The 15,478-nt window shown below is 51.5% G+C and carries 17 protein-coding genes and 1 tRNA gene; 3 read left to right on the forward strand and 15 right to left on the reverse strand.

Annotated features, from left to right (window positions below; translation table 11 throughout):
- Positions 1 to 57 precede the first annotated feature (57 nt).
- Entirely contained in the window at positions 58 to 498 is a 441-nt protein-coding gene (locus DDY07_RS05155; RefSeq protein WP_253734408.1) for a tetratricopeptide repeat protein, read from the reverse strand.
- Positions 499 to 775: 277 nt separating this feature from the next.
- On the opposite strand from DDY07_RS05155, the gene DDY07_RS05160 reads away from it, so the two are divergent.
- From DDY07_RS05160 to DDY07_RS05170, 3 genes are all read left to right on the forward strand, one after another.
- Positions 776 to 1,642 carry a hypothetical protein gene (locus DDY07_RS05160; RefSeq protein WP_020481912.1) on the forward strand — a complete coding sequence of 289 codons (867 nt, stop codon included), beginning with the start codon at positions 776 to 778 and terminating at the stop codon, positions 1,640 to 1,642.
- A 140-nt stretch (positions 1,643 to 1,782) separates the two neighbouring features.
- Positions 1,783 to 2,874 carry a redox-regulated ATPase YchF gene (ychF, locus tag DDY07_RS05165; RefSeq protein ID WP_171695057.1) on the forward strand — a complete coding sequence of 364 codons (1,092 nt, stop codon included), beginning with the start codon at positions 1,783 to 1,785 and terminating at the stop codon, positions 2,872 to 2,874.
- A 52-nt stretch (positions 2,875 to 2,926) separates the two neighbouring features.
- A tRNA-Met gene (locus DDY07_RS05170) sits at positions 2,927 to 3,004 on the forward strand.
- Positions 3,005 to 3,169: 165 nt separating this feature from the next.
- Here DDY07_RS05170 and DDY07_RS05175 read toward each other — a convergent pair.
- The 14 genes from DDY07_RS05175 to DDY07_RS05240 form a co-directional block, all read right to left on the reverse strand.
- Positions 3,170 to 4,114, reverse strand: coding sequence for a hypothetical protein (locus tag DDY07_RS05175; protein ID WP_171695058.1), 945 nt, complete (start codon positions 4,112 to 4,114; stop codon positions 3,170 to 3,172).
- Positions 4,115 to 4,122: 8 nt separating this feature from the next.
- Positions 4,123 to 5,064, reverse strand: coding sequence for a phage tail protein (locus tag DDY07_RS05180; RefSeq protein WP_171695059.1), 942 nt, complete (start codon positions 5,062 to 5,064; stop codon positions 4,123 to 4,125).
- Positions 5,064 to 5,876, reverse strand: a complete 813-nt coding sequence (locus DDY07_RS05185) for a hypothetical protein (RefSeq protein WP_171695060.1) — start codon at positions 5,874 to 5,876, stop codon at positions 5,064 to 5,066. The genes DDY07_RS05180 and DDY07_RS05185 overlap by 1 nt, the downstream gene beginning before the upstream one ends.
- 83 nt (positions 5,877 to 5,959) lie before the next feature.
- Positions 5,960 to 9,559: a tape measure protein gene (locus DDY07_RS05190; protein WP_171695061.1), complete on the reverse strand. Its 3,600-nt coding sequence runs from the start codon at positions 9,557 to 9,559 to the stop codon at positions 5,960 to 5,962.
- Complete coding sequence (locus DDY07_RS05195) at positions 9,556 to 9,897, reverse strand: DUF1799 domain-containing protein (protein ID WP_367650910.1); 342 nt, start codon at positions 9,895 to 9,897, stop codon at positions 9,556 to 9,558. The genes DDY07_RS05190 and DDY07_RS05195 overlap by 4 nt, the downstream gene beginning before the upstream one ends.
- A complete protein-coding gene (locus tag DDY07_RS05200) occupies positions 9,897 to 10,271 on the reverse strand; it encodes a hypothetical protein (RefSeq protein WP_171695063.1) in 375 nt (124 codons plus the stop codon). Before DDY07_RS05200 ends, DDY07_RS05195 begins: the two co-directional genes overlap by 1 nt.
- 2 nt (positions 10,272 to 10,273) lie before the next feature.
- Complete coding sequence (locus DDY07_RS05205) at positions 10,274 to 10,453, reverse strand: hypothetical protein (protein ID WP_171695064.1); 180 nt, start codon at positions 10,451 to 10,453, stop codon at positions 10,274 to 10,276.
- A 21-nt stretch (positions 10,454 to 10,474) separates the two neighbouring features.
- Entirely contained in the window at positions 10,475 to 11,638 is a 1,164-nt protein-coding gene (locus tag DDY07_RS05210; RefSeq protein WP_171695065.1) for a hypothetical protein, read from the reverse strand.
- A 3-nt stretch (positions 11,639 to 11,641) separates the two neighbouring features.
- Positions 11,642 to 11,806 carry a hypothetical protein gene (locus DDY07_RS05215; protein WP_171695066.1) on the reverse strand — a complete coding sequence of 55 codons (165 nt, stop codon included), beginning with the start codon at positions 11,804 to 11,806 and terminating at the stop codon, positions 11,642 to 11,644.
- A 32-nt stretch (positions 11,807 to 11,838) separates the two neighbouring features.
- Positions 11,839 to 12,267, reverse strand: a complete 429-nt coding sequence (locus tag DDY07_RS05220) for a hypothetical protein (protein WP_171695067.1) — start codon at positions 12,265 to 12,267, stop codon at positions 11,839 to 11,841.
- Between the two features lie 138 nt (positions 12,268 to 12,405).
- On the reverse strand, positions 12,406 to 13,956 hold the full coding sequence (locus tag DDY07_RS05225; protein WP_171695068.1) for a polysaccharide deacetylase family protein: 1,551 nt from the start codon (positions 13,954 to 13,956) through the stop codon (positions 12,406 to 12,408).
- A complete protein-coding gene (locus DDY07_RS05230; protein WP_171695069.1) occupies positions 13,957 to 14,313 on the reverse strand; it encodes a hypothetical protein in 357 nt (118 codons plus the stop codon).
- Positions 14,306 to 14,836, reverse strand: a complete 531-nt coding sequence (locus tag DDY07_RS05235; RefSeq protein ID WP_216614710.1) for a hypothetical protein — start codon at positions 14,834 to 14,836, stop codon at positions 14,306 to 14,308. Before DDY07_RS05235 ends, DDY07_RS05230 begins: the two co-directional genes overlap by 8 nt.
- On the reverse strand, positions 14,837 to 15,478 hold the full coding sequence (locus tag DDY07_RS05240) for a hypothetical protein (protein WP_171695070.1): 642 nt from the start codon (positions 15,476 to 15,478) through the stop codon (positions 14,837 to 14,839). It lies immediately after the preceding gene.

Genomic DNA, 15,478 nt, shown 5'->3' on the forward strand with positions numbered 1-15,478 from the left:
CTGTCAACGAGCTCAGTACCCTCAAGGACATTTAGGCGAACGGTATTTAAGGGCCGGTCAATAATACAAATACCAGCGTCCGGTTCCCCAGTACCAATTGTAGCGATAGCCGGAATACCAGTTGTTGTAAAAAACCTGTTGCCATCGTCTCCGCCATTGGTAATCGGCTTGCTCCGATTGGCGCGCTTTTACTGCTTCTTTAAGTAAGCTGCTTGCTTCTTTGTCGCCTTTACTGGCGGTAATGGACAACCATTTTTCAGCCTCGCCCGGATCGGACCCCATTTCACCAAGACCAGTCAGATAGACTCTACCCAGTGCTTTTTGAGCATCGAAGTTGCCTTTCTCGGCGGCTTCGCGCATCCATTTGATCGACTTGTAGGTATCTTGACGAACGCCGTCCGCTCTAAAGAAACGTAGCGCCAAATCGTAAGCGGCGCGCGGATCGTTTGCGGCCAGTTCTTCAAGTGCTTTGATTTTTGCGCTGTCTTCGGCGGACATCGCCGGCTCCGGTTGAAAAGAGGCATAGTCTTTCGGGCGGTCCGCGCATCCATTTTCGTCGCAAATTCTAATGGTGTCCGACTTAACTTGTTTTTCTTGATGTGTACAGGCGACAAGGCCAAACGCTACGAATAAAACAAATAGCGTTGACAAAAAAGGCTTTTTTGAATGCATGAGTATTTCCTTTTTCTTTTTATAAGTTTTGGTCTATTATCGCTCGAATTTTTTAGTTTGCTAGGCACCATTAACTGAATGGCAATTTTTTGGAGTTTTTTGGATGAGCGTTAAATCAATTCGAGATTTATCATTACTGGTCTCTGTTTTTGCTTTTGCCGGCTGCGCGCAACAGCCTGGCTTGCAGACAGGTGGTAGTTCAAATTTAGTTTCTGGTTCTGCCGGCGGCGCGACCAGCGTCAACGCCAATAAGTCGTTGGAACGTTGTGCCAGCCCATTGGGTACCTTGGCGGTCAGCGACGGGCGTTTTTCGGGGGCGTCAGGGGTTACCACGGTTGATCCGTTAATTCGCTTGGCGGTGCAGCAATCCAATTGTTTTATTATTACCGGCATTGGCAATATGAGCACCAGTGCCATGCTGGATAGAATCACCGATCAACAAAGAAACTCAGGAGAATATCGGTCAGGTTCAAAACAACACAAAGGCCAACGTGTTGCGGCCGATTATTTACTCGACCCGCAGATTATCGTCGCTAACGAATCCACAGGCGGACAAGGGGGCTCCATTGGAGCCGGATTAATCGGTGCCGGATTAGGCGCTGCCGGTTTGGGTGGTCTAGGCGCCATTGCCGGCGCAGTTTCACATGCCGTGGAAACTAGAACCACCGATGTGGCGCTTACCCTGACCGATATTCGTTCGACCGTACAAATTGCCATTTCCCAAGGCAGTGCCACCGCTAACAATATGAGTACTTCCGGCGGCGGCGCGTTCGGCGGTTGGGGCGGACTTTTTGCCGGCGCGGCGGGCGGCAGCATAGGTATGTACAGCAGAACCCCGGAAGGCATAGCGACCGCGGCAGCCTTTTTCGACGCTTATAACAATATGGTCCAGTCGCTTAGAAACTATAAGGCGCAAGAAGTGCAAGGCGGCGGTGGCAGCGGTCAAGGTGGCGTTTTGCAAGTCAAATAACCAAACGATAGCGCATCGCTCGCAAGCGATGCGCTACTTCTCGCATCGGCACGGCCGTATTCTTAAATTCGCTGTATAATCGCGCCCGCACTCTTCCGGTTCTCCGGCTCCCGTTAAATTAATCCTTCTGTATAAAATTCATGGCACTACACTGCGGAATCGTTGGGCTGCCCAACGTCGGTAAATCAACTTTGTTCAACGCGCTTACTAAAGCGACTATCGCCGCCGAAAATTATCCTTTCTGCACTATCGATCCTAACGTCGGCGTCGTGCCGGTTCCTGATCCGCGCATGGATAAACTCGCGGAAATCGTTAAACCGGAACGGGTGTTGCCCACCACGATTGAGTTTGTCGATATAGCCGGTTTGGTGGCAGGTGCCTCGAAAGGCGAAGGATTGGGAAATCAGTTTCTGGGGAATATTCGTGAAACCGATGCCATTGTCCATGTTGTGCGCTGTTTTGAAGACGACAATGTGATTCATGTTGCCGGCAAGGTCGATCCAATTAACGATATCGAAGTCATCAATACCGAATTGGCTCTGGCCGATATGTCTTCCGTCGAGAGAGCGCTGCAAAAAGCCGCAAAAGCGTCAAAGTCTGGCAATAAGGACGAACTGGCGAGAAAAGACGTTCTGGAACGGGTGCTGGATCACCTCAATGCCGGCGAAGCCGTGCGTACTTTAGGCTTGACCGAGGACGAGGCCAAGCTTATCAAGGAGTTATGTCTGATCACCATCAAGCCCACTCTATATGTTGCCAACGTCCAAGATGATGGATTCGACAATAACCCGATGTTGGATAAGGTCAAGGCTTTTGCCGAGAAGGAAGGTTCCAAAGTGGTTGCCGTCTGCGCCGCGATAGAAGCGGAGATCGTGCAGTTGGATGAAGACGAAAAGAAAGAATTTCTCGAAGATTTAGGCTTGGAAGAGCCGGGCTTGAACAGAGTGGTGCGTGCCGGCTACGAGCTATTGAATCTCTCGACGTATTTCACTGCTGGCGTCAAGGAAGTCAGAGCTTGGACGATTCCGGTCAACGCCACCGCGCCGCAGGCGGCGGGCGTAATCCATTCCGATTTCGAAAAAGGTTTCATCCGCGCCGAAGTGGTCTCGTACGCGGATTTTATAGCTTATAGCGGCGAACAAGGTGCCAAAGATGCCGGTAAATGGCGGTTGGAAGGCAAAGAGTATAAAGTCCAGGATGGGGACGTAATGCACTTTCGTTTCAATGTTTGACAATAGAAAAGACGCGCCCTATAATGCGCGTCTTTTCAAAGCTGTTCCCAGTGGCGATATAGCTCAATCCGGTTAGAGCGCGGGATTCATAACCCCGAGGTTCCAGGTTCGATCCCCGGTATCGCCACCATTTAAATCAAGGACTTGCGTTAATTCGCTAGTCCTTTTTTTATGTCTGCAAGATATTGAGTACCGGTTGGTATAAAAACGACAGTACTTGTAACGACGCGCGATTTTTGTCGTAATTTTGCGCGATTTTTGTCGTTAAGATAAGTCTCGGTTTAACGCAAAATAATCACCAATTCACGCTCTCGATTTGATCAAGATCATCAGGCTTAGAATTCAGCACAGCCAAGCGCGTATCCAGATGATTTAACGTATCAGTTATATGCGCTTCCATCGCCAGCGCGACAGCTGTAATTTGACTAGCAGAATGATCGCGCCGAGCCCATACACCAGCGTTATCAGCACACATAAATTTGTAAGGATCACCGGCACTACCAACAGCCTGAGCTTTGCTGAATCTAGCAGTCATAAACTGCTGATCATCCTTGGTCGTCGGATAACGATGGATAGTGCCAAGCGCGTCGTGTTCGATTCCCGATGTTATCTGCGCAGCACAGGCCAATTTTAGCTTAGCGATTTTAGCCGCCCTGGCGGCCGCATAATCAACAACCCATGCGTTGCCACTCCAACTATAAAACCCATTGGGCTTTGGTATAGCAGTCAGATTGCCTGGCAAGGGTCCAAGGGCGGAATGATGCGATTTGATACCAGTTGCAGTGTCCCAGACATCGCCCCGGTTATCCTCGGATACAACCCATGCATCACCATCAAACACGGCTACTTCTTTTGCATTAGTAACCGCCAGCGGTGCTAATAAGGTGTGATGAGCAGGCCGCGTCAATGGATCGGCAATGCCCAAAAATTCACCAGTCGCGGGGTCATACTGATAATACACAGGGGCAATTAAGGAGGAACCCGCAGGCACAGTGTCGCCTATTGCAGATATCTCGCGTCTTGAGCCATCTGCTAAATAGTAGTCTGTACCGCGATAATCACTAAACAAAGCCCAATCAGTACCATTAAAAACAGCAACTTCATTAGGGCCAGCTTCAGGAGCGAGAACGGTAGTTGCCCATGCTGGGATTAGATAGCTGCCGGGGATTAGCGGATCATGATCGGCAGTCGAAGAGCACAAATATTCGCCGGTAATATGGTGATAATGAAAAATATCCATGGCAATCCTTAGTATTTAATGCAAGCCAAATAGGCGACGTTACGAGGTCTGGTTTCTGTTCCGCCCGTCGGATTAGTTGTACCATCATGAGCATGCGTAGCAGTCTCGTTACCCAAAGTAGCTGCGCCAGCACTTGTATAACTAGCTCCAGGAATGCCACCATCCAAACCGGCATACAGAATATCCGACCCGGTAACTGCTCGTGCTACGTTAGCCGATACCAAATGTGTATGACCGGCGTCAATATGAGAGTGGTATGCATTTTCTGTTTCAGTAATAAAAGTATGACTATGAGATGCATTACTGCCTGATTGAACAGACCCAAGAGACCTACCTGCATCAACCCCACGACCGTCATCCCATGCGCGCAGAAATTCGCCCCGCAAGTCAGGCAAATTGAACGTGGTAGAACCATCACCAGCACCGTATGTTGTGCCTATAAGGCTAAATAACGCCCAATACACAGTACGAGAAACCGCCGCGCCATTGGCTTTCAACCAGCCGGATGGAGCACTTGAAACAGGAAAGTAGCCGATAACGCCAGTTGTCTCTGAAACCCCTGGCGCGGACTGTGAAATAGTCCAGTCCGATATACCGGTTCCGGAACCGCTGATCTTTTGAGAATCAACCACCATCGCGCCGGTTGTAGCGTTGTATGAAATCACATCGCCCAGCATCCAGTTGGCACCGTTCGCGGTAGAAGCAATCTTTACGGTCATCCCGGGCACAAAACTTTTGCTCACATCAACCGTTAACGATTTGCCGCCAAAACCAATAGTCATCGTCGTCGTACTATTTGCGGTCACAGCGCCCAAATTCATCGCTTCTGCAACAGCGTTGGCCTCTGTGCGAAACACAGACAAAGCCCCCAAAAACGCATCGGCCTTGGCAATAAATACTGCTGGCGTATCGCTACGGAGCGGGACAGGTGGAAGTGGAGAAATAGCCATCAGGTAAGCCCTTCAAGTTCAAGGTTGCAAAGTGATTCAGTGGGATAAGCGATGGTGATGCTAAAGTCTTTATAAAAACCGTAAATCACCGTTGAGCGGTAATCCTCAGTACCTATATAAAGAATGGGAGTAGCGCGATAAGTTGCCAGCAGGTTTTGCAGATAATCGACATTTCCAGCAACCACCCAAAATGTAAAGCTGGCGTTTTTGTTATAAGCCCGTTCCAGAATGGTGTAATTGCCAAAGTCATCGCGCTTTTTAACCGAGTAATCTTGGATGCCCGCCTTGGCTCCGTATTGCGTGCCGCCAAGCACCTTTTTAAACCCTAGCAGCAACGCCCCAATCGCCACGTTATAGCCAGGATCGCTCAAAATCACGCGCACAGTAGCCGCGTAATACGGTGGCAAATCGAACGCGACAAAGTCGGTTTTGCGGGCAATCGGCTCGTAAAAATACGAATACCAGTCCGTGATACCGCTGTCGGAAATCAGTGAAGTCGTTTTGTCGTACACCACGCCATCAATAGCGTCTGTCATGATGATGCGGACGGATAAGCCTGCGATATTCAGCAGCGCAACCGTATCTATTCTGTCGGTTGTTGTAAATGTCAGGTCGATGGTATTGGGATTGACCGATTGCGAATTAATCGCCTCATCAAACATTTTCCAGCGGTTTGTGGAGCCAACATGTAACCACCAAGTTGGCTCAGACACATCGTGCGCTACATTTCCGGCTTGTAGGGATTCAAAGACCAAATGAGTATTCGTGCCCACAATTCGCACCCTATCACCAAGTCCATAGGTCGTACCCACAGACCACGGTGAATAATCGGTTTCAGGTATATTCGACGATGTTAACACCGCATCGTTAACCAGAAACGGCCTGACTAACATCATCAGACGGTCCTCACTGCCGGCATGCCATCACCGTTCCAGCGTTTCAGGATTCTTGCGGTATCCGCGGTGTTTTGTGCGATCGCAATTTCTTGCGCTTGCAGCTCGATACGCAACTGGCGGATTTGCTCGGCAACGGCTTCGTTGCTTTGCGCGACGGTGGTATACGCGCTGGTCACTGCATTACCGGGATTGATGCCGGGCAGGGTTTGACCAGGCAAACCATTGGGCATGAAAACTTTATCGGGCGTGGGCGGCAACAAGCTATCGGCTTTGGAAATGCCAGCCAGTTGGGCTAAGCGCAAATAGCGGGTGTAATCGACCGCTGTGGCAAACGTGTCTTTGCTCAGCAGCTCCATGCTTTCTCGGAGCTTTTCGTTGGCCTGATAATACGTATCGGCGGCTTCAGCCAGGCTCAACAACTGGTTGTAGCGCTCGCGCCCGGCTTCGGTATCAAGTTGTTGCGCATTGACCAGGTCGCGATAAGCAGTGCGGGTATCGGGCAGCATCAAACCGAAGTCGCCCAGGTTGGCAATCAGGCGGCGGGTGGTGTTCGCCAACTGCTCGGCCTCGGTGTAAAACTTGCTGTAATAGTCCTGGAACAGGCCTTGGAACTCTTTGATACCGCCGGCCAACGTGATTAAACCATCGGCCATCTCTACCGCATCGCCTTTGAAGCTGCTGCCAACCATATCGATCGCATCCAGCACCACGGCTTTTTCCGCGACTAAGCGGGTTGCGGTTTCAAACATGCCTTCACCAAGCTTTTGATACTTAGCAATCAGGCTGCCGAATATCGATGTGGTCATGGTGTCCAACTGGGTGGAAATGACGTTATTCAGCGTCTTAACCATTTCATCAGCAGTCATGCCGAATAAATTGACCTTGATCCCGGGAATCACATATTGATTTACCGCAGTCGTCATATCCTGACCAAACTGATCAGCCATCGACAGCATGCTGGTGCCCATGCCTTTAAACATCTTGGTCAATGCATCGGTAAACTCAGGATCGAGCGCACCCATCACTTCGGAAACCGTGGTTTTTTTGCTAAACCAGCTTTTTTTAGTAGTGGTGATTTGCGTGTATTGCTGGCCGGAAATCTCCCCGCCATTCATCAAATCAGCGAGGTTTTTCGCATTCAGAATGACGCCGTTGCCAGTCACTTCACGCTTGGTCGTCCCAAACAAGCCGTTAAGAATAAATTGGCCGATAGGGTCTTTAGGCAGTATTGCTTTAGCGTTGGAAAACGTCCCGGTATTCAAATTTGGTGGCAGTTGCAAACCACCGCTTTGGAACAATCGAGTAATCGAATTGGTGATGCCTTCCTTAAGCGCGGCCACGCCCGCATTGATGCCGCGAAGTTCGCGATATTCTTTGGCGTGGATGTCTTGCAATAACTCATATGTGTTTTTAACCGATTCCGATTTTGCCGTTGGATCGCCCAATACCGTGCCACTATCGGGTGACGTTGGAATCGCCGCAGTACCCACAGATGAACTGCTTGATTTTGAAAACCCCAGCCCAGCCATCACCGCCAACATCGCCGCCACACCGGCAAAACCCAGCCAGCCGGATTGACTAAAAAACTTAGCCGCACCGGCGGCCACGCTGATAACCGTCTCTTTTAATTGCGCCGCCATCCGGATGGCCGACAAGCCCATTTCAAGGGTATGAAAGGCCTTATAAGCGGCAGTTTTTTTATCAAACAGTTGCGCGGTCGCACCGGCCAGCCGCGCAGCGCCGGCAATCTCGGCAGCCGTTTTTTGCTGATTCAGCTCTTTTTCCTTAAGCATGCCACGGCGGATCAAATCAGCATTAGCCAGCGGATTTTGCTGGGCTTTTGCCAGCTGCTCGGCATTGGCGGCTTGGGCTTGCGAGAACTTATCCATTTGCTCAGATAAGTCGGAAAATGCACCGGTTAACAAATGAATGCCACCCAACGCGCCGTCAAACACATCGCCGCTGGTCGCGCCCATTTTGCTTAAACTGCTATCGACCTGGTTCAGCCACTTGTCGTATTCTTCGGCGGATTTCGCCGCCTGGTCCAACTCGGAATTAATCGCCTTATCCGCCGCCGAATAAGCACTGAGGTTTTGCCCGCCTTCGGTGAAATGCGGTACGGCTTGCACGATGGGATTGGCTTTTTGCGCGGATTTATCGCGGGCATCGTCGGCCTTGGCCAGCAGCATGATGTACTGTTCCAGGCTGATGTTGCGGGTGTTATAGGCCTTGGTGTATTCCGCCACGGTATCGATAAATACCTGGTCGGATGTGCGGGCCTGGTCGCGCAAAGCTTGATAGCGTTCTTCGATTTTCAACGCTTCTTGCTTGGCTTTGTTCAGGGCTTGCTGGGCGGCGTGTTCGGCTTTAGTAGCTGCGGTTTTTGCATCGGCCGCTGCTTTCTTTTGCGACTCTTTTCGCTTATCCGCATCAATGCCGGCCAATTCATCCAGCCAACCTTGAGTTTGCGATACCGCAGTACGACTGGCGGCGCGTTGTTGTTCGGCTTTTGCCAGTTCATCCTCGGCGGCTTTTTGCTTCTTCAGCACATCAAGCCGGTTTTTTTCCAGATTGATGTCGTAACCGGAATAATCCGATATTGTCTTACCGACTACCCCAGATTGGTTGTAGGTTTTAATGCGGGCTTCCAGGTGGGCGATTTGATCGTCAACAGCGCCACTCATATTGCGCCGCAAGATGTTCAAGCTATTAGTCATCGAACTAACAATGCCTTTAACTAGCCCTTCACTTTTATCCTGCATCAACGTGTCTTCAAATTGATGCCATGCATCGGACAGGTTGGATATTTTGCCGTTCAGGGTTTCCATCGCCGTCGCATTGCTACCGCTGGACAACTCGCCCATCTTTTTGATGATGGCGTCGATCGCATCGCGGCCCATTTCGCCCTTCGCCGACATCTCCATGATTTCCGCGCCGGTTTTATTCATGGCTTCGCCGGCCAGCTTATAAATGGGGATGCCGCGTTCGGCCAATATGACCATGTCTTCTTGCTGCAATTTGCCCTTGCTGTAGGCTTGGCCAAGTTGCAATGCAATGGCGGTCAGCGTTTCCTGACTGCCTCCCAGCTTACTGGCCTGATCGGTCAAGGCTTGCATGACTTCGCGGGTAGGGTTTAGGCCCATGCCTTGCAACGTGACGAAGGTTTTGGTTAAGCCATCGATCTCATAAGGGGTGCGGGTAGCAAAGTCCTGAATAAATTTAAACTGGATGGCGCCGGCCTGGGCGGAACCGGTCAACGATGTCAACTGTGCGCGGAGCATCTCCATGCTGCGGTTGGTGTTCAAAATGTCGCGGGCCAGGGTAGCGGCCACGCCGACCGATAGAATGCTGCCGGCCATGCCGGCTATACTGCCGCGCACAGCTGAGGCCAGATCGGCGGTTTGCGATCTAACCGACGCCACGCCTTTGCCCAGTTCTTGCGTTGAGCGGTTGGCGGCATTCATGCCAGCGGCCATATCGGCACCGGCTTTTTGGGCGTCCTTGCCCAGATCGACCACGGACTTATCCACCTGATTAACAGACGCAACGGCCACTTTGCCATCGGCTGTAATTCTCAGTTTCAGTTCCATGTCGCTCATTTCTTTTGCCTTTGCTCTCTAAATGCCGTTACCGCCGCGCGTTCCATGATTTGCAAATCATCAAACAGCGCCTCGCGGTTCTTGATACGTTTAATCCGGAATACCGATTCAACCCCGGCATAATTCAACCCAATCACTTCACCCATTGCGCCTATCTGCCATTGGGTATCCAGTGATAAAAACACCATCACCGATTCCCAGTTTTCCGCCTCGACCTTGAAGCAGGTTTCCGGCTGCGCAAAGCCCGCCGGCAGTTCGATCCCGAGTGCAGCGCAATCGTCGCTAAACTGCTGGGCCTTGCCGCTGCCCCCGTTCGCCCACCATTGCGCCGCCTCGATTAGTTTTTTCTTTTTTGCCCGGAAATGCTTTCAAACCAGGCCGAGATCACCGACGGCCGCACGGGAAATATCTCCAACAGTTTGTCGCGCATCGCTGGCGAAAACTCGACCGGTTGACCTTGGTCGTCGGTCACTTCGTCCCAGCCGATCAGGATTTTTTTTGCCAGCTCATCGTCGGTCAGCTTGTCGTCACCGCTTTGGCTATCGGCTTCCTCGGTCACCCGCGCCCGTTTCACGATTTCATCGATTTCGGACTGCGGCAGGCGTGGGAAAAACGCGATAAAGGTTTTTTGCTGAGTCTTGCCGCTGCCGTCTACGAACGGCACTTTCACCGGCCATTTGATTTCGTCGGATTGGCCTACGAGTTGAAACATGTCTACTCCTGACCTTTAATGACTTCAGAAACGCTGATTTCTCGGCTTTCATATACATACCGATCAGCGGATTCGCCATGTTGCAACGCAAATTGCTCAATGACTTCGCCATTTTCTTTAACAGTTACACGCACTTCTTTTTCGTCAGATAAATGCGCTCGAATAGTTACTTGAGTAGTCATACCAAATCCCAAAGTTAAAATTTATTTCGCAACAATCACAAATTCATCGTTGCCGTTGATCGGCATAAACTGCATGCCGAATTCGAACATCGCGATACCGTCGGAATCCGAATATTTCGGCGCGGTAATCTGCATGGATTGCGATGTCACGGAAATGATGTTGCCGGGGGTTAATCCGTGCTTGACGCCAAACGGGCCGTTGGCGGCATTTTTCGCGCTGGTCCACCAGTCTTTCGTACCCACAGCCACCGCTTCGATACTGGCGCTGCCGGTCGGTTTGCGGTTAGTGATCAACACCGATTCCGCGCCGACCAACTGGCGATAGGTCACGCTATTCGCCACATCGAAGGTCAGTTTTTCGAGGATGGCATTGTTGTAACCCTGCAAATTCAGGTTGGTAGTATTGGCCGTGGAAATGGTTTGCGGTGCCTGGAAGCCAGAGAACGAAACCGACGGCAACACCGCATCGGAGATCGTGCCGAGCAAGCCGGTAAAGGAGAATTTCAGCACCGGCAATGCCTTGGCGCTCATGTCCATCGTAAACGTGCCGCGCGCGCCGAGCAGAATATGCCGCGTACCATCCAGATTGAAATACAAGGAAAGAGAGGTGCTGGTGCCGAAAGCGCTGGTCGGTGCATATTGCGCCATCGCGCCGATACTGTATTGACTGGTCGCATCCGGCGCAGCCGACCAGGGCACCGATACGGTAGCAATCTTGGTCGTGCCGTTATAGCTGAGAATTTCACGGGACGTGCCGATGTTAGTGCCTGCGGTAATGCTAACAGTGGCACCGTTATAAGCACCATCTACCGCTGACGCGCCGGCTGCCAGCTTGATGCTGGATGTCGAGCCGCCGACTTGAGCCGTGCCGGTTACAGCAGCCGCCAGCAGCGTTTCAGTAAACGCGCAGGCGGTCACTAACTTGCCCCACGGCGGTGCAGTGCCGGCCGTGCCGGAGCCGACCAGTTCCACTTCGAAATCCAGCTTGGCAAAGTTCGAGACGCGTATCTCACCGGACGAACCGAAATACGGCCGGATGAAATCCCGCTGCACTACGTCACCTTCCAGCGGCATCAAATCCAGATTGCGCAACAACAGCGCATCGCTGCCGACCGGGCTGGCGTCAACACCGTACGTGGTTTCCAGTTTCGCGATAATCACGCGCTTGTTATTTAATAACGACATCGCTTAGCCCTCGTTGTTGTTGCGTTTTTCGCCGGTAATGGGATCGAGTATCCAGCGCCCGTGATTGGGATCGTGCGGTTTTTCCTCGGCGACAGGCGCATGAATTTCCGCCACAGGCTCTAACGGCTGAGCATCTTCCGGTTTGCTGGTTTTGGTGGTTGCGGCCATATCGGTCTCCAAACAGTTAAATAATGAAAAAGTTAACGCGCGGCCAACAGCATCGAGATTTCCATTTCGTGGAATGGATGCCGAACCGATAAATCGTGAATGGTTTTTGCCTCGCCCAGATACAGGCAATCGTTATCCAGATGCCCAGGCTCCAGACAGTCAAATATCAATTGCTCGATGATTGCAAGTTGAGTGATGCCGTCGAACACGTCGTTAGTGATGTCCGGCTCGTGGACGCCAACCACCAAGCTGACCCGCTCGCTATGCCGACCGCCAACAGTATTCGCGCGGGTGCCAGTGACCGGCGCGTAGCAGATCGAGGGGTAATCGTTGGCGCTAACCGGCCGCTTGTAGCCGATTAAATGCCTGGCCGCGCGACCGTAACGCGCTTGCCAAAAGGCATTCAGCGGCGCATCGTTCATCAGCTTGCTGCGTGCGGCTTGTAAAGCTTTGATGCTCATCGACTAACCCGAGGATAAAACCAAAAAGCCAAGCCCCCGCCGGATAACCGGGCGGAGGGCTTAGGGTTGGGGGTAGTCTAAAGAAAGGGGGTGTTGCGGGGTATGTGAAGGGATTCGTAAGACAAAATGAAGCGTAATTTATAGCGCCATGGGATATTTCCCATACAAAACATCTTTGTACCAATCTGTCCATTTAGTGATTACCCAACCGCTTTCGTCGCGTTGGTATGCCAACCAATCTAGCAGATTCAGGATGCCATTATTGCTATCATAACCCTTAACCCACGACGTTGAATCCGCAGCGGCTTTGAGCGTGTGCCCACCTATAATAGCGAGTCCAGTGCCAGTTGCTGTATTGATCACGTTTGACTTTACAGTTGCAAAATCGATTGCATTTGATAGCAGAGCAGTCAATTGCAAATCATAAAGAGTATCAGATGTTTTACCTTGCAAAGCAATTAACGTATTGTTGTTTTTTTTGTTCATTGGCCCGACAGCTCGGCAGGATATAACGCCAGCAGCCTTCAGCCCAGCAATCAATCCGGCGTCTCGGAATCCTCCTACATAAGCATGGCAATTTGCCGCATCTTCTGTCGCCCCAAGCGCTTTAAGATAGTCTCTATTTTTTATTACATTATCTAAATAACGCGATGCTCCTATACCGCTAAAATTATTATTGTCGGTACTATGGTTTATCGCTTCAAACAATCCTGACTTATGATTAATTAGATTCGCAAGCTGAGAAGACGTGAGAAAATCTGCTCCAGAATCTATAAAGTCACGAGCAATTGAAAACGATATAGGAAGCCCACGCTTTTCAGCTTCCTCCGCTAGCCACTGATGTTCGGCATAGCCATCATCAAACGACAACATAACAGTTGGCAAAGGGCTGGGTAACACGTAAACGCTGGATATAAATACATCTGATACGCTCCAATTTGCAGTAGCGACTAAACGCAACCTGACTCTATTGTTGCCCGTAAATGCGGGTGACCCACTGGTAAAGTCTGCACCAACAGCAATTTTACCCAATATTGTCCACCCGTCAGGCGTCACCCCAAGAGGTTGTAGCGTATATGTTGAGTAATTGGCAAATCCACCGTCCCCAACAAATAATACGGCCTGAGATAATGTATTTGCACCGGATACTTTTACAGCGCAGAGCAGCATCCTAGAGTTTATCAACTCGGCTTCAGCGTCAAAATCGAACGCCGCACTCGAAATGCCCATATCTAAGTTGACAGACGTCCCCGCCACAGTGATCGCACATTTTGATGTCGGTCGGCCATTAAACATATTTGCCAAATCAATCGACAATCCGGTTGTGCCTCCTGTCAACGTTTTCTCGTTTATGAGAGCAGTGCCAAACGGTACAGCTTCATGCTGAAACGGTCTTCGTTTGTAAAATGCGGGATATTCGCGCTGCGCACCACTATATTCTACGCTTAGCCCCTTTATTTTAAGGATATCGGCTATGAGCTCATATTGTGTTGAGCCACTGACCGCTGTAATTATCAACTGCATGTCACAACCGAAAGGCCCTAAGTCATTAATGCCAATCAAGGATCTCGGCGGGTATGTTTTACCCGTGTTATCAGTCAATTCTATGAGCACATTGCCGCTTACGCTTAGAACCTGTCCAGCCCGCAACAACTCCCCAGTCTTATCCGGCGCAGTCAACGTTTTCATTTATGCTCTTCCCAAAGTGATTGACCCAAAGCCGCCGCTGGTCGGCTCAGCTAAGCCCAGCGCGGCGCGGTTTAGTTGTTGAGCCAGCATGTCGGCGCTGGTTTTGTATTGATTGGCTTTGTCGATCATCAGCGAGTTGTCGCCCATGCTGCCGTCTATTGCAGCCAGGCGCTTGGCCCAGTTCACCGCAATTTCTTTCAGAATTTTATTTGGCAAGGTGATAGTGGCGGCATCGGCAGGCGAAATACCCGCCGTGCCCAGCGCCAAATCGACATACACATCCGCGCCGTCCAAATGCGCATCGGTGACGACCACGACCGGATCGGCGCAATCGGCTAGCGTGCAATATTTACCCATGATTAAGCCCCGATGTTGCCAAATGTGCCGCGAATACCGACGTGGCATGCGTCAGCATGCGTTGCTGACGGCCTTCCATATCGGCGAAGAAAAACGGATGCGCCTTGCTGCCCTGGTGAGTAACGGCACGGCGGATGATGTAGCCGCCACCGGCCATTTGTGGACCAACCGGCGAGGCATTGCCACCGGTGGGTATTTTTAAGCCTTTGCGGCCCGCCTTGGGTGTAATTACCCACGGTTGATGCCCCACATGTACACCGGTGCCGTGCTCGACGTAACCGGCATAGTCCTTGTTTGCGTAGACGACGGCCGAGCCGTCGGTATTGGGCGCCCAATTAATGGCTTGCTCCAAACCGCCGCCAGGGCTGCGCGGGGCAAAGCCGTTGCCGGCCTTGATCCAGTCGTGAATATCCACCACATAGCTTTCCGCCATCGCATCCGCCACCCGCTGCGCGTTACGCGGATCGCGCAACGCATCAAGCACGGAGGGGATGTTGCCGGTGTCCAGACTGATGGACAGCACTTACGCGCCCTCAGCCTGATCAGCAGCCAACACCCAACCCGCAGCCAACCAGTTGACCAGTTCATTCGGATGGACATCGGCGGTTGTTGGGCCATCGTCAAACGCTGGTTCTGCACGCACCATCGCTATGCGATCAAGGGAGTCTGCCGGCAGAATATTTTCAGGTGGTTCCGGCAGGTTTCCTGCCGAGATTTGCTCCGCCAGCCAGGCTGCTTCCTTTTCTGTGAGTTCGCCAGCGCCGTTTTTGTCGAATGCGAAACCACCATCAGGCGACAAAACAGCGATATTCGGCCAGTAGACAAACAATACTGAATGTTCTGGCTCATCATTGTTGCCATCATCTTCCAACGATGCCGAGGACGGCCCGTCTATTACTTCCTTGTCCGCCTCGGCTGTTTCCTCCGCATCGCCTGCTGACAATGATTCAGCTTCGGCCTGGGCATTTGTAACAATTGCAGGTTGTTTGACTTCCGTGTCGGCGGTGCCTCCGCCCACATCACCGGCACCTACCGATGGAGCAGATTCACTGCCCAAGATAATATCGCCCTCCAAGGCGGGAGCCTTCGGCGCATCCAGCACCGTCGGATCCCTTTCGGGGTTTTTTTCTGTGATAGCGGCTTTAGCCGCTTTAGAGGTCGCCAT

This window comes from Methylomonas sp. ZR1, assembly GCF_013141865.1.
Taxonomy (GTDB): domain Bacteria; phylum Pseudomonadota; class Gammaproteobacteria; order Methylococcales; family Methylomonadaceae; genus Methylomonas.

Bases quoted from the DNA above. Each gene is read 5' to 3' on its own strand.
- DDY07_RS05155 (WP_253734408.1), bottom strand. From the start codon at position 498: ATGTCCGCCGAAGACAGCGCAAAAATCAAAGCACTTGAAGAACTGGCC.
- DDY07_RS05160 (WP_020481912.1), top strand. From the start codon at position 776: ATGAGCGTTAAATCAATTCGAGATTTATCATTACTGGTCTCTGTTTTT.
- ychF (WP_171695057.1), top strand. From the start codon at position 1,783: ATGGCACTACACTGCGGAATCGTTGGGCTGCCCAACGTCGGTAAATCA.
- DDY07_RS05175 (WP_171695058.1), bottom strand. From the start codon at position 4,114: ATGGATATTTTTCATTATCACCATATTACCGGCGAATATTTGTGCTCT.
- DDY07_RS05180 (WP_171695059.1), bottom strand. From the start codon at position 5,064: ATGGCTATTTCTCCACTTCCACCTGTCCCGCTCCGTAGCGATACGCCA.
- DDY07_RS05190 (WP_171695061.1), bottom strand. From the start codon at position 9,559: ATGAGCGACATGGAACTGAAACTGAGAATTACAGCCGATGGCAAAGTG.
- DDY07_RS05200 (WP_171695063.1), bottom strand. From the start codon at position 10,271: ATGTTTCAACTCGTAGGCCAATCCGACGAAATCAAATGGCCGGTGAAA.
- DDY07_RS05205 (WP_171695064.1), bottom strand. From the start codon at position 10,453: ATGACTACTCAAGTAACTATTCGAGCGCATTTATCTGACGAAAAAGAA.
- DDY07_RS05210 (WP_171695065.1), bottom strand. From the start codon at position 11,638: ATGTCGTTATTAAATAACAAGCGCGTGATTATCGCGAAACTGGAAACC.
- DDY07_RS05215 (WP_171695066.1), bottom strand. From the start codon at position 11,806: ATGGCCGCAACCACCAAAACCAGCAAACCGGAAGATGCTCAGCCGTTA.
- DDY07_RS05220 (WP_171695067.1), bottom strand. From the start codon at position 12,267: ATGAGCATCAAAGCTTTACAAGCCGCACGCAGCAAGCTGATGAACGAT.
- DDY07_RS05225 (WP_171695068.1), bottom strand. From the start codon at position 13,956: ATGAAAACGTTGACTGCGCCGGATAAGACTGGGGAGTTGTTGCGGGCT.
- DDY07_RS05230 (WP_171695069.1), bottom strand. From the start codon at position 14,313: ATGGGTAAATATTGCACGCTAGCCGATTGCGCCGATCCGGTCGTGGTC.
- DDY07_RS05240 (WP_171695070.1), bottom strand. From the start codon at position 15,478: ATGGCGACCTCTAAAGCGGCTAAAGCCGCTATCACAGAAAAAAACCCC.